This is a genomic window from Nocardioides sp. FY1077 (assembly GCF_058681775.1).
In genome coordinates this window covers 366,134-379,124 of sequence record NZ_JBZWDB010000003.1, presented here as the reverse complement: position 1 = coordinate 379,124, position 12,991 = coordinate 366,134, and the positions used below count along the sequence as shown (strand labels likewise).

Annotated in this window: 11 protein-coding genes; 9 read left to right on the top strand and 2 right to left on the bottom strand. The window is 73.0% G+C overall.

Annotation, left to right across the window (positions count from 1 at the left end; translation table 11 throughout):
• Positions 1–122: 122 nt before the first annotated feature.
• The 3 genes from dnaE (at position 123) to AC4OR8_RS11285 (ending at position 6,138) form a co-directional block, all read left to right on the top strand.
• Positions 123–3,674 carry a DNA polymerase III subunit alpha gene (dnaE, locus tag AC4OR8_RS11295; RefSeq protein ID WP_492165653.1) on the top strand — a complete coding sequence of 1,184 codons (3,552 nt, stop codon included), beginning with the start codon at positions 123–125 and terminating at the stop codon, positions 3,672–3,674.
• Positions 3,659–4,261, top strand: coding sequence for a hypothetical protein (locus tag AC4OR8_RS11290; protein WP_492165652.1), 603 nt, complete (start codon positions 3,659–3,661; stop codon positions 4,259–4,261). Before dnaE ends, AC4OR8_RS11290 begins: the two co-directional genes overlap by 16 nt.
• 131 nt (positions 4,262–4,392) lie before the next feature.
• Positions 4,393–6,138, top strand: coding sequence for a hypothetical protein (locus AC4OR8_RS11285; protein ID WP_492165651.1), 1,746 nt, complete (start codon positions 4,393–4,395; stop codon positions 6,136–6,138).
• A gap of 76 nt (positions 6,139–6,214) precedes the next feature.
• Here the strand turns inward: AC4OR8_RS11285 and ybaK are convergent, their stop codons facing one another.
• Together ybaK and AC4OR8_RS11275 are read right to left on the bottom strand one after the other, a co-directional pair.
• Positions 6,215–6,703 carry a Cys-tRNA(Pro) deacylase gene (gene ybaK / locus AC4OR8_RS11280; protein ID WP_492165650.1) on the bottom strand — a complete coding sequence of 163 codons (489 nt, stop codon included), beginning with the start codon at positions 6,701–6,703 and terminating at the stop codon, positions 6,215–6,217.
• An 8-nt stretch (positions 6,704–6,711) separates the two neighbouring features.
• A complete protein-coding gene (locus tag AC4OR8_RS11275; protein ID WP_492165649.1) occupies positions 6,712–7,377 on the bottom strand; it encodes an LON peptidase substrate-binding domain-containing protein in 666 nt (221 codons plus the stop codon).
• An 83-nt stretch (positions 7,378–7,460) separates the two neighbouring features.
• Here AC4OR8_RS11275 and hisD point away from each other — a divergent pair, with 83 nt between their 5' ends.
• From hisD to hisF, 6 genes are all read left to right on the top strand, one after another.
• Positions 7,461–8,792 (top strand): histidinol dehydrogenase, encoded by a 1,332-nt coding sequence (gene hisD, locus AC4OR8_RS11270; protein ID WP_492165648.1) that lies wholly within the window; start codon positions 7,461–7,463, stop codon positions 8,790–8,792.
• Positions 8,793–8,798: 6 nt separating this feature from the next.
• Positions 8,799–9,932: a histidinol-phosphate transaminase gene (locus AC4OR8_RS11265; protein ID WP_492165647.1), complete on the top strand. Its 1,134-nt coding sequence runs from the start codon at positions 8,799–8,801 to the stop codon at positions 9,930–9,932.
• On the top strand, positions 9,932–10,540 hold the full coding sequence (gene hisB / locus AC4OR8_RS11260) for an imidazoleglycerol-phosphate dehydratase HisB (RefSeq protein ID WP_492165646.1): 609 nt from the start codon (positions 9,932–9,934) through the stop codon (positions 10,538–10,540). The genes AC4OR8_RS11265 and hisB overlap by 1 nt, the downstream gene beginning before the upstream one ends.
• A complete protein-coding gene (hisH, locus tag AC4OR8_RS11255) occupies positions 10,537–11,184 on the top strand; it encodes an imidazole glycerol phosphate synthase subunit HisH (RefSeq protein ID WP_492166413.1) in 648 nt (215 codons plus the stop codon). Before hisB ends, hisH begins: the two co-directional genes overlap by 4 nt.
• Before the next feature lie 77 nt (positions 11,185–11,261).
• The gene (gene priA, locus AC4OR8_RS11250) at positions 11,262–12,011 is read left to right on the top strand and encodes a bifunctional 1-(5-phosphoribosyl)-5-((5-phosphoribosylamino)methylideneamino)imidazole-4-carboxamide isomerase/phosphoribosylanthranilate isomerase PriA (protein WP_492165645.1); all 750 of its coding nucleotides are present in this window, start codon (positions 11,262–11,264) and stop codon (positions 12,009–12,011) included.
• On the top strand, positions 12,008–12,769 hold the full coding sequence (hisF, locus tag AC4OR8_RS11245; protein ID WP_492165644.1) for an imidazole glycerol phosphate synthase subunit HisF: 762 nt from the start codon (positions 12,008–12,010) through the stop codon (positions 12,767–12,769). Before priA ends, hisF begins: the two co-directional genes overlap by 4 nt.
• Positions 12,770–12,991 lie beyond the last annotated feature (222 nt).

The following is a 12,991-nucleotide window of genomic DNA, read 5'->3' as shown; positions in this document are numbered from 1 at the left end:
ATCGGACCCGCGTTGACGTAGGCTTCGACTCCTTCCCCCAGGAGGTCGGTCGGCGCCGTTCGCCATGCCGCGCCCTGCTGCTCCACGCACCCGATCCCGACCCCGGAGGACTCCCGCACACGATGTCGACAGGCTCCCAGGACTCCTTCGTCCACCTGCACGTGCACACCGAGTACTCGATGCTCGACGGGGCCGCGCGGCTCGGCAAGCTCACCGACCGTGCGGCCGAGCTCGGCATGCCGGCGGTCGCGATGACCGACCACGGCAACCTGTTCGGGGCCTACGAGTTCTACGCCAAGGCCAAGGCGGCCGGGGTGAAGCCGATCATCGGCATCGAGGCGTACTTCGCGCCCAACATCTCCCGCAAGGAGAAGCGCGGGGTCAACTTCTACGACGGCGGGCCCGACGACGTCTCGGCCCGCGGCGCCTACACCCACATGACCCTGCTCTCGGAGTCCACCGAGGGCATGCACAACCTGTTCCGGCTCTCCACGGGCGCCTGGCAGGACGGGTTCTTCAAGCACCCGCGGATGGACCGCGAGCTGCTCTCGCAGCACGGCAAGGGCATCATCGGCACCACCGGCTGCCCGTCGGGCGAGGTGCAGGTGCACCTGCGCTACGGCCAGTACGAGGCGGCCCGCAAGGCCGCCGGCGACTTCCAGGACATCCTCGGCAAGGAGAACTACTTCCTCGAGCTGATGGACCACGGCCTCGACATCGAGAAGCGCGTCCGCGACGGCCTGCTGCGCCTCGGCGCCGACCTGAAGATCCCGCTGCTGGCCACCAACGACTCCCACTACGTCAACCAGGAGGACGCGAAGTCGCAGGAGCACCTGCTCTGCATCAACTCCGGCTCCACCATGGACATCCCGGCCGGTGACGGTCCCGGGCAGCGCTTCGCGTTCAGCGGCGACGGCTACTACCTGAAGTCGGCCGCCGAGATGCGCGAGGTGTGGCGCGACTTCCCCGAGGCCTGCGACAACACGCTGCTCATCGCCGAGCGCTGCGACGTGTCGTTCACCGAGGGCAACGGCACCTACATGCCGCGCTTCCCCTGCCCGCCCGGGGAGGACGAGAACTCCTGGCTGGTCAAGGAGGTCGAGCGGGGCCTGCGCGTGCGCTACCCCTCGGGCGTCCCCGACGCCGTCCGCACCCAGGCCGAGTTCGAGATCGGCGTGATCACCCAGATGGGCTTCCCGGGGTACTTCCTGGTCGTCGCCGACTTCATCAACTGGGCCAAGGACAACGGCATCCGCGTCGGCCCCGGCCGCGGGTCGGGCGCCGGCTCGATGGTGGCCTACGCGATGCGGATCACCGACCTCGACCCGCTCCAGCACGGCCTGATCTTCGAGCGCTTCCTCAACCCAGACCGCGTCTCGATGCCCGACTTCGACATCGACTTCGACGAGCGCCGTCGCGGCGAGGTCATCAAGTACGTCACCGACAAGTACGGCGACGACCGGGTCTCCTACATCGTCACCTACGGCACCATCAAGGCCAAGCAGGCCGTCAAGGACTCCTCGCGCATCCTGGGCTACCCGTTCGCGATGGGCGACCGCATCACCAAGGCCATGCCGGCCGCGGTGATGGGCAAGGACGTCCCGCTGCAGGAGATCTTCGACCCCCAGCACAAGCGCTACGGCGAGGGCGGGGAGTTCCGCCAGCTCTACGACGCCGACCGCGACGTGGCGCGCGTGGTCGACACCGCCATCGGCATCGAGGGCCTCAAGCGCCAGTGGGGCGTGCACGCCGCCGGCGTGATCATGTCCAGCGAGCCGCTGGTCGACGTGATCCCGCTGCTGCGCCGTCCCGCCGACGGCGCGATGATCACCCAGTTCGACTACCCCACGTGTGAGGGCCTCGGCCTGATCAAGATGGACTTCCTCGGGCTGCGCAACCTCACCGTCCTCGACGACGCGGTGAAGAACATCGCGGCCAACCGCGGCGAGACCGTGGTGCTCGAGGAGCTGCCGCTCACCGACGAGGCCACCTACCGCCTGCTGCAGCGCGGCGACACCCTCGGGGTCTTCCAGCTCGACGGCGGGCCGATGCGCGCGCTGCTGCGCTCCATGCGACCCGACACCTTCGAGGACATCTCCGCGGTGGGCGCGCTCTACCGGCCCGGGCCGATGGGTGCCGACTCCCACAACAAGTACGCGCGGCGCAAGACCGGGCGCGAGCCGGTGGAGGCCATCCACCCCGAGCTCGCCGAGCCGCTGCAGGACATCCTGGGCGAGACCTACGGCCTGATCGTCTACCAGGAGCAGGTGATGGCGATCGCCCAGAAGCTCGCGGGCTACAGCCTGGGCCAGGCCGACATCCTGCGGCGCGCGATGGGCAAGAAGAAGAAGTCCGAGCTGGACAAGCAGTTCGAGGGCTTCTCGCGCGGCATGCAGGAGCGCGGCTACTCGATGGCCGCGGTGAAGACGCTGTGGGACATCCTGCTGCCGTTCTCCGACTACGCCTTCAACAAGGCCCACTCCGCGGCGTACGGCCTGGTGTCCTACTGGACCGCGTACCTGAAGGCCAACTTCCCCGCCGAGTACATGGCGGCCCTGCTGACCTCGGTGAAGGACGACAAGGACAAGTCGGCCATCTACCTCAACGAGTGCCGACGGATGAAGATCCAGGTGCTCCCGCCCGACGTCAACGAGTCGGCGGCCACCTTCACCCCCGTCGGCCACGACGTCCGCTTCGGCCTGACGGCGGTGCGCAACGTCGGCGCCAACGTCGTCGACGGCATCGTGGCCGGGCGCGAGGAGAAGGGCCGCTACCTCGACTTCAACGACTTCATGGACAAGGTGCCGGCGCTGGTCTGCAACAAGCGGGTCATCGAGTCGCTGGTCAAGGCGGGCGCCTTCGACGAGATGAAGCACAAGCGTCGGGCGCTGGTGACCATCCACGAGACGGCCGTCGACCAGTACGTCGACATCAAGCGCAACGAGGCCATCGGGCAGGACTCCCTCTTCGGTGGCCTCGACGACGACGCGGGCGGGTCGTTCGGCATCACGGTCACGGTCCCCGAGATCGACGAGTGGGACAAGATGACGCTGCTGGGCCACGAGCGCGACATGCTCGGCCTCTACGTCTCCGACCACCCGCTGCTCGGCCTCGAGCACGTGCTGACCAACGCCAGCGACTGCAGCATCGGCCAGCTGATGCTCGACGAGGAGCGCTCCGACGGCTCCCCGATCACCATCAGCGGCCTGGTCACCTCGGTGCAGCGCAAGATCACCAAGCGCGGCGACGCCTGGGCGATGGTGACGCTGGAGGACCTCGACGGGGCCATCGACGTGCTGCTGTTCCCCAGCTCCTACCAGCTGGCCAGCACGCTGCTGGTCGAGGACGCGATCCTCACGGTGAAGGGCCGGCTCTCGCGCAGCAAGGACCAGCCCGAGATCCACGGCCAGGAGGTGTCGGTGCCCGACATCTCCGACGGCCCCGCCGGGCCGGTGGTCATCTCGATGCCCTCCACCCGGTGCACGCCGCCGGTGATCGAGCAGCTGCGCGACGTGCTGGCCACCCACCCCGGCCTCACCGAGGTGCGCCTGCGCCTGCTGACCCGCGAGGCCACCAAGGTGATGCGCCTCGACGACCGGCTGCGCGTCACGGTCACCCCGGCGCTCTTCGCCGACCTCAAGCAGCTGCTGGGGCCCGGGTGCCTGACCGGCTGACCAGCGGGTCGCCCGCCGGCGCCACCCCGGCCGGCGTCCCGGCCGGGGTCGCCGCGGTGGCCGGGGGCCGTGCCGGCTGGCGGCGCGCCGCGGTGGAGGCACTCGTCGTGGTGACGCTGTTCGCGCTCGCAGGCCTCGCCGGCGGCTGGCTGTGGCACCAGCTGTGGGAGCCCTCGGTCGGGCGGGTGGTCGAGGGCCGCTTCGCGATCGTCGACGCCGAGGGGTTCTACGACCTCCCGGGGCTGCGCAGCCAGTTCACCGGCACCGGCCTGTTCGTGGCCGTCGCGTTCCCGGCGGCCGTGGTCCTCGGTCTCCTCGCCAGCCTGTTCCTCGACCGGGTCGAGACGGTGACGCTCGCCGCGGTCGTGGTGGGCGCCTGCCTCGCCGCGGTGCTGATGTCGACGCTCGGCTCCGCGCTCGGCCCGCCCGACCCGACGGTGCTGGCCCGCTCCGCCGCCGAGGGTGACGAGCTGCTCACGTCCCTCGACGTCGCCGGCCCGGTGGCCTACCTGGTCTGGCCGGCCGGCGCCCTGGTCGGCCTGCTGCTCGCCTTCGTGGGCGTCGCCAAGCGGTCGCCGCGCGCCTGACCGGGCGCCCGCCACGGCGGAGGTGACGATCCGGTGAAGGCCGGGTTGGACCGGCCTTTCCTGGGTAGGCTTCGCGCGGCGTCACGACCTCGCGGACGCCGCCCGCCGTCCCCGAGCCAGGGAGCACCACCGTGTCGAACCAGTTCCCCACCGGCCCCCCGCCCCAGGGCCCGCCCCCCGGTCGTCCGGAGGTGCTCGAGAGCGGCGGCGGTGACCGCGTCCCGCGTCGCCGCGGAGGCAAGAAGGTCGCGGCGGTGGCCGGGGGAGGCGCGGCCCTGCTCGGTCTCGGCGGCGCCGCGGCGTTCGGCGCGATGTGGTACTTCGGCAGCGGGCCGTCGGCGGCCGAGGGCCTGCCGGCCACCACGATCGGCTACGTCGGCGTCGACCTCGACCCCAGCGGCGAGCAGAAGGTCGAGGCGCTCGAGACGCTGCGCAAGTTCCCCGCGCTGCGCGAGGAGCTCGACCTCGGTGGCGACGTCTCCGACATCGACGTCAAGCAGCGCCTGGTCGAGCTCGTGCGCGAGGAGGCCGACTGCGAGGCCCTCGACGCCGAGCAGGTCAGCGACGCCCTGGGCGACCGGGCGGCGTTCGGCGCCGTGCCGACCGGCGAGGACCAGCCGTCGCCCGTCGTGGTCGTCGAGGTGCAGGACTCCGGTGCCGTCGAGGACGCCATCGAGACGCTCGCCGAGTGCGACGCCGGCTCGAGCGAGGGCGACACCGGGGGCGAGACCGAGGACGACGAGCCGGCCGGCTGGGTGACCGACGGCGACTGGATGGTGGTCGCCGAGACCACCGAGATCGCCCAGGAGGTCGTCGACCAGTCCGGCGAGGGCCGGCTCTCCGACGACGAGGACTTCCAGCGCTGGACCGACGAGGCCGGCGGTGACGGCATCGTGACCATGTACGCCGCGCCCGAGGCCGGTGAGTACCTCGCGGAGGTGTCCGGCGGCCCGTTCGGCGGCGTCGTGCCCCCGATGGGCGCCACGTCGGGGGAGGCCCCGCTGTTCGGCTCCTCGACCAGCGCGGTCGAGGAGGACGACCTCGGCGGCGACGAGGTGCCGCCGGAGGTGGCCGAGCGGTTCGAGGACTTCGCGGGCGCCGCGGTGGTGGTGCGCTTCGAGGACGCCGCGCTCGAGGTGGAGTCGGCCGGTGACGCCGCCATGTTCGGCGGCGGCGCGTTGCTGGGCTCCGGGAGCGGGGGCGACATCGTCGACCAGCTGCCCGCCGACACCGTGGCCGCGCTCGGCGTGGGCTTCCAGGAGGGCTGGTTCGGCGACGCCCTCGACCAGGTCGAGACCCTGTCGGGCGGCATGCTCACCCGCGACAGCGTGGAGGAGATGGCCGGTGAGGTCGGCCTCGACCTGCCCGCCGACGTCGAGGCCCTGCTCGGTGACTCCGCCGCGCTCGTGCTCGGCAGCGGCTTCGGCCCCGACGACCTGTCCGGCGACGGCAGCAGCATCCCGGTCGCGCTCGCCGTCAGCGGCAGCGAGGAGGACGTCGACGCCGTCCTCCAGAAGCTGCAGGACGGCCCCCTGGGGGCCGAGGCCGAGACCCTGAAGTCGGCCTCCGGCGACGACGTGGTCGCGCTGGGCCTCGACGAGTCCTACCTCGAGACCGTCGTCGGCGGTGACGACCCGCTCGCCGACAGCGAGGTCTACCGCTCCGTGGTCAGCGAGGGCGACGCCGCGGCGTCCGTGCTGTTCGTCAACCTCGACGAGGTCACCCCCGTGGTGGAGGAGTTCCTGACCTCCCTCGGCGGCGAGGGCGACGACGAGCTGATGGACAACCTCGAGCCGCTGCGCGCCGTCGGCGTGACCGGCACCGTCGAGGACGACGTGCTGCACAGCGTGCTGCGCGTCTCCACCGACGAGGACTGACCCGCCCCGCCCCGGCCCGCCACGGCCGGAACGGGTCCTGCGCCCCGCCCACGACCTCGGTCGTGGGCGGGGCGTCTCACGTGCGGGCGACCGGCGCGGTGGTGGCGCCGGTGACGGCGACCAGGTCGCCGGGGGCCAGCTCGACGTCGAGCCCGCGCCGCCCCCCGGAGACGAAGACGGTGGGGTGGCTGAGCGCGGTGTCGTCGACGACGGTCGTCAGCGTGCGCCGCTGGCCCACCGGCGAGATCCCGCCCACGACGTAGCCGGTGGCGCGCTCGGCGTCGGCGGGCGGGGCCAGCGCCGCCCGGCTCCCGCCGACGGCACGGGCCAGGGCCTTCAGGTCGAGGCGGCCCGAGACCGGCACGACGCCGACCACCAGGCGCCCGTCCACGTCGGCCAGCAGCGTCTTGAGCACCCGCTCGGGTGCCACGCCGAGCGCCGCCGCGGCCTCCAGCCCGTACGACTCCGCGCGCGGGTCGTGGGCGTAGGGGTGGGCGGTGAACGCGATGCCGGCGCGGGTCAGCGCCAGCGTGGCCGGGGTGCCCCCGCTCGAACGCTTCGCCACGGCGCGCCTCAGTTCGGCGACCAGCGCGTGCGGGCCACCTGGGTGGCCGGCAGCGACGGGATCACGTTCATCGCCTGCAGCTCGGTGCGCAGCAGGTCGGTCACCAGGCCCAGCCGTGCGGCGGCGTCGTCGGCCTCGAGCAGCGCCTGACGCTCCGACATCGGCAGCGGGGCGCAGGCGGCCAGCGTCCACGACAGGTACGCCGGGTCGCGCGGCAGCGACCCGGTGTAGGGGTCGACGCTGATCTCGGCGAGCGCGGCGCGGTAGGCCGAGAAGGTCGCGCGGGAGCGCTCGAGCAGGTCGTCGGCCACCGGCGTACCGCCCTCGGGCAGGTCGTGCACGTGGCCCACGGGGAACGGCCCGGAGGTGTCGAGGCGGTCGAGGCCGATGCGGTCGAGGCCCACGGCGACGACGTCGAAGGTGCCGTCGGGGTGGGCCTCCACCTCGGTGAGCTGCACCCGCACGCCGACGCGGTAGAGCGACTGGGCGCCGTGGTCGCCCACCTCGTAGCCCTCACGGATGCCCACGGAGCCGAAGACCCGGGCGGTCGGGTCGGGCTCGCGCAGCAGGTGGTGCACCAGGGCGCGGTAGCGGTCCTCGAAGACCGTCAGCGGCACGCTGACACCGGGGAACAGCACCGAGTTCAGCGGGAACATCGGCAGCGCGTCGGTCACGTCCCGACCCTAGTGCCTCGGGTGTCGTTCCACGCCGGGTCGCCGGTTCGGGCCGTGCGGTGCGGTGCTCGTAGGATCGGGGCATGATTCGTCGGATCGACCTGCGTGGGGCTGCCGCCGACGGCGCCGCCCCCGTCGACTACCGCACGGCGGTGCCGCGTGCCGAGTTCGACGTCGAGGCCGCGATGCATGTCGTGCGTCCCATCTGCGACGACGTGCGCGAGCGCGGCGTCGCGGCGATCACCGAGTACAGCGAGAAGTTCGACGGCGTGCGCACCGACGACATCGTCGTGCCGCCGGCCGCGCTGGCCGAGGCGCTCGCCGGGCTCGACCCCGCGGTGCGCCGTGCGCTGGAGGAGTCGGTGCGCCGGCTGCGGATGACCTGCGAGGCCGAGATGGAGGAGTCGGGCACCGTCGAGCTGGCCCCCGGCGCCCGGGTCTCCAAGCGCATGGTGCCGATCACCCGGGTCGGGCTCTACGTGCCGGGCGGCATCGCCCCGCTGGTCTCCAGCGTCGTGATGAACGTCGTGCCGGCCCAGGTGGCGGGCGTGGAGTCCATCGCGCTCACCTCCAGCCCGCAGAAGGACTTCGGCGGCCTGCCCCACCCGACCATCCTCGCGGCGTGCGCACTGCTGGGCATCGAGGAGGTCTACGCCGTGGGCGGGGCCCAGGCGGTGGCCATGTTCGCCTACGGCGCCGGCCCGTGCCGCCGCGTCGACATGGTCACCGGGCCCGGCGCCATCTACACCGTGGCGGCCAAGCGCCTGCTCAAGGGCGTCGTCGGCATCGACTCCGAGGCGGGCCCCACCGAGATCGCCGTGCTGGCCGACGACACCGCCGAGGCGGCCTTCGTCGCCGCCGACCTGCTGAGCCAGTCCGAGCACGACCCGATGGCCTCCAGCGTGCTGGTCACCACCTCCGAGCAGCTCGCCGACGACGTCGAGGCCGAGCTCGACAAGCAGGTGGCGGTGACCCGCCACGCCGAGCGGGTGCGCACGTCGCTGTCGGGGGAGCAGTCGGGCATCGTGCTGGTCGACGACCTCGAGCAGGGCCTGGCCGTCGTCGACGCGTACGGCGCCGAGCACCTCGAGGTGCAGACCCGTGACGCCGCGTCGTGGGCCGCGCGGGTGCGCAACGCCGGCGCGATCTTCGTCGGGCCCTACGCCCCGGTCTCGCTGGGCGACTACTGCGCCGGCTCCAACCACGTGCTGCCCACGGCCGGCTGCTCCTGCCACTCCTCGGGGCTCTCGGTGCGCTCCTTCCTGAAGGCCGTGCACGTCGTCGACTACACCCGCGAGGGCCTCGCGGCGGTGGCCGACCACGTCGTCGACCTCGCCGAGGCCGAGGACCTGCCGGGCCACGGCGCGGCCGTGCGGGTGCGCTTCGACGCGACGTCGTCGCAGCCCGCCGGGTAGGGCGCGGTGTTCCCCCCGCTGCGCGAGGAGCTGCGCGGCCTCGAGCCGTACGGCGCCCCGCAGCTGACCCTCGACCAGGCGCCGGTCCAGCTCAACGTCAACGAGAACCCCTACGGCCCCTCGCCGGCCTGCGTGGCCGACATGGCCGACGCGGTGGCCCGCGCCGCGACCACGCTCAACCGCTACCCCGACCGGGAGGCGGTGGAGCTGCGCACCGCCCTGGCGGCGTACCTCTCGCGCGACACCCCCCACGGCGTCGTGCCGGAGCAGGTGTGGGCCGCCAACGGCTCCAACGAGGTGATGCTGCAGCTGCTGCAGGCCTTCGGCGGGCCCGGGCGCTCGGCGCTCAGCTTCGCCCCGACGTACTCGATGTACCCCGAGTACGCCCGTGACTCGCTCACCACCTGGGTGCAGGGACGCCGCGAGGACGACTTCACCCTCGACCTCGACCGCGCCCGCGACCTGGTGCTGGAGCAGCGTCCCGCCGTGGTGCTGCTGCCGAGCCCGAACAACCCCACCGGCACGGCGCTGCCGCCCGAGGCGGTCGGCATGCTGTGCGAGGCGCTGGTCGCCGACGGCCACGACGGCCTGCTGGTGGTCGACGAGGCGTACGGCGAGTTCCGCCGCGACGGCACCCCGAGCGCGCTCGAGCTGCTGCCGGACCACCGCAACCTCGTGGTGAGCCGCACGATGAGCAAGGCGTTCGCCCTGGCCGGGGCCCGCCTGGGCTACCTCGCCGCCGACCCCGCGATCTGCGACGCGATCCGCGTCGTGCGCCTGCCCTACCACCTCTCCGCGGTCACCCAGGCCGTGGCGCTGGCCGCGCTGCGGCACGCCCCCGAGCTGCTCGGGCGCGTCGACGAGCTGCGCGCCGAGCGCGACGCCACCGTCACCTGGCTGCGCGCGCAGGGCCACGAGGTCGCCGACACCGACGCCAACTTCGCGCTGTTCGGCCGCTTCGCCGACCGGCACGCGGTGTGGCAGGGGCTGGTCGAGCGAGGCGTGCTGATCCGCGAGGTGGGCCCGCAGGGGTGGCTGCGGGTCTCGATCGGAACACCCGCGGAGATGACGACGTTCAAGCAGGCGCTCGTGGAGGTCACGGGCACCGGCACCGGTCAGGGCAGGGAAGAGGTCAGCTGATGAGCAGGACAGGACGCGTCGAGCGCGCGACCAGCGAGTCGACCGTGGTGGTCGAGGTCGACCTCGACGGCACGGGGCGCCACGACGTCTCGACGGGCGTGGGGTTCTTCGACCACATGCTCACCGCCTTCTCCCGCCACAGCCTGGTCGACCTCACCGTGCGCACCTCCGGCGACGTGCACATCGACGCCCACCACACCGTCGAGGACACCGCGATCGCGCTGGGCCAGGCGCTGCGCCAGGCGCTCGGTGACAAGCAGGGCGTACGCCGCTTCGGCGACGCCACCGTGCCGCTCGACGAGGCGCTGGTGCAGGCCGTCGTCGACGTCTCCGGGCGTCCCTACTGCGTGCACACCGGCGAGCCCGAGGGCCAGGCCTACGTCTCGCTCGGCGGCTCCGGCGTGGGCTACCTCGGCTCGCTGACCCAGCACGTCTTCGAGTCGATCGCGTTCCACGGCCACCTCGCGCTGCACGTGCGGGTGCTGGCCGGGCGCGAGCCCCACCACATCGTGGAGACCCAGTTCAAGGCCTTCGCGCGCGCCTTCCGCGACGCGGTGGCCCTCGACCCGCGCGAGACCGGCGTGCCCTCCACCAAGGGCTCGCTCTGAGCGCCCCGACGGTCGTCGTCCTCGACTACGGCTCGGGCAACCTGCGCTCCGCGGTGCGCGCCGTCGAGCGCACGGGCGCCGACGTGGTGCTGACCTCCGACTTCGACACCGCGCTGGAGGCCGACGGCCTCGTCGTGCCCGGGGTCGGGGCGTACGCCGCCTGCATGGCGGGCCTGCGCGCGGTGCGCGGCGAGCGCATCATCGGGCGTCGCCTGGCCGGCGGACGTCCCGTGCTGGGCGTCTGCGTCGGCATGCAGGTGCTCTTCGCCCGCGGTGTCGAGCACGGCGTGGAGACCGCCGGTTGCGACGAGTGGCCCGGCGTGGTGGAGAAGCTGCAGGCACCCGTCGTCCCCCACATGGGGTGGAACGACGTGGAGGCGCCCGAGGGCTCGACGCTGTTCGCCGGCATCGAGCAGGAGCGGTTCTACTTCGTGCACTCCTACGGCGTGCGCGACTGGCGCCTGGTCACCAACGACCGCACCGCCGCGCCGCTGGTCACCTGGGCCGAGCACGGCGGCGACCGGTTCGTCGCCGCGGTGGAGAACGGCCCGCTGTCGGCCACGCAGTTCCACCCCGAGAAGTCCGGCGACGCCGGCGCCGCGCTGCTGCGAAACTGGGTCTCCGCGCTCGGCGCGGGGGCCTGACCCGTCCCCCTGACCCGTGCCTGGCCCGCCCCGCCGCGGATCCGCCGTACCCGCTGACGACCACTAGGAGCACCTCTGTGTCCGACCACCTCGAGCTCCTCCCCGCCGTCGACATCGCCGGCGGCCAGGCGGTGCAGCTGGTGCAGGGCGTCGCCGGCTCCGAGAAGCGCTTCGGCGACCCCGTCGAGGCCGCCCTGCGCTGGCAGGAGGCCGGCGCGGAGTGGATCCACCTCGTCGACCTCGACGCCGCCTTCGGTCGCGGCCACAACCGCGAGCTGCAGGCGCAGATCGTCGGCGCCCTCGACATCGACGTCGAGATGAGCGGCGGGATCCGCGACGACGAGTCGCTGGCGGCCGCGATGGCCACCGGCTGCCGCCGGGTCAACATCGGCACGGCCGCGCTCGAGCAGCCCGCGTGGTGCGCCCGGGCGATCGCCGAGCACGGCGACCGGGTGGCCGTGGGCCTCGACGTGCGCGGGCGCACGCTCGCCGCGCGCGGCTGGACGCGCGACGGCGGCGACCTGCACGACGTGCTGGCCCGCCTCGACGCCGAGGGCTGCGCCCGCTACGTCGTCACCGACGTCAACAAGGACGGCATGCTGCAGGGCCCCAACCTCGACCTGCTGCGCGAGGTCTGCGGCCTCACCGACCGCCCCGTGGTGGCCTCCGGCGGGATCACCGAGCTGGGCGACCTGGAGGCCCTAATGGGCCTGGTCGACCTCGGCGTCGAGGGCGCCATCATCGGCACCGCGCTCTACGAGGGCCGGTTCACCCTGGTCGACGCCCTCGCGCTGACCCGTCCCGACACCGCAGGGACCCGCCCGTGAGCCTGGCGGTGCGGGTCATCCCGTGCCTCGACGTCGACGGCGGCCGGGTGGTCAAGGGCATCAACTTCCTCGAGCTGCGCGACGCCGGCGACCCCGTGGAGCTGGCGCGCACCTACGACGCCGAGGGCGCCGACGAGCTGACGTTCCTCGACATCTCCGCCTCCCACCAGGGCCGTGCCACCACGATGGAGGTGGTCTCGCGCTGCGCGGAGGAGGTGTTCATCCCGCTCACCGTCGGCGGCGGCATCTCCTCGGTCGAGGACGTCGACCGGCTGCTGCGCGCGGGCGCCGACAAGGTGGCGGTCAACACCGCCGCGATCCGCCGTCCGGAGCTGGTCTCCGAGATCGCCGACCGCTTCGGCAACCAGGTGCTGGTGCTGTCGGTCGACGCGCGGCGTGCGCCGGGCACCGACTCGGGCTTCGAGGTCACCACCCACGGCGGACGGCAGTCGGCCGGCCTCGACGCCGTCGGCTGGGCCGTCCGGGCCGCCGAGCTCGGCGCGGGGGAGATCCTGCTCAACGCCATGGACGCCGACGGCACCCAGGACGGCTTCGACCTCGACCTGGTCGCGGCCGTGCGTCGCGAGGTCGGCGTCCCCGTGATCGCCTCCGGCGGCGCCGGGCGCCTCGAGCACTTCCCCCCCGCCGTCGACGCCGGCGCCGACGCCGTGCTCGCCGCCACCGTCTTCCACTTCGGCACCCTGCGCATCGGCGAGGTCAAGAACGCCCTCGCCGCCGAGGGCCACCCCGTCCGCTGACCCGACCGCCGCTCGCCGGTGTCGAGACCGCTGGACTGTCGCCGGTCGAGTGCCGAGGAGCCCGTCGAGACGCTCGCTGCGCTCGCTCCTCAGGAACCACGCCAGCGACGAGGTGTGTCGAGACCCCACGCCATTCGCTGGTCGAGGTGTATCGAAACCCCCAGGCCCCTCGTTGGTCGAGTGCCGAGGAGCGCCAGCGACGAGGTGTATCGAGACCCCGCA

Bases quoted from the DNA above. Each gene is read 5' to 3' on its own strand.
- dnaE (WP_492165653.1), top strand. From the start codon at position 123: ATGTCGACAGGCTCCCAGGACTCCTTCGTCCACCTGCACGTGCACACC.
- hisD (WP_492165648.1), top strand. From the start codon at position 7,461: ATGATTCGTCGGATCGACCTGCGTGGGGCTGCCGCCGACGGCGCCGCC.
- hisB (WP_492165646.1), top strand. From the start codon at position 9,932: ATGAGCAGGACAGGACGCGTCGAGCGCGCGACCAGCGAGTCGACCGTG.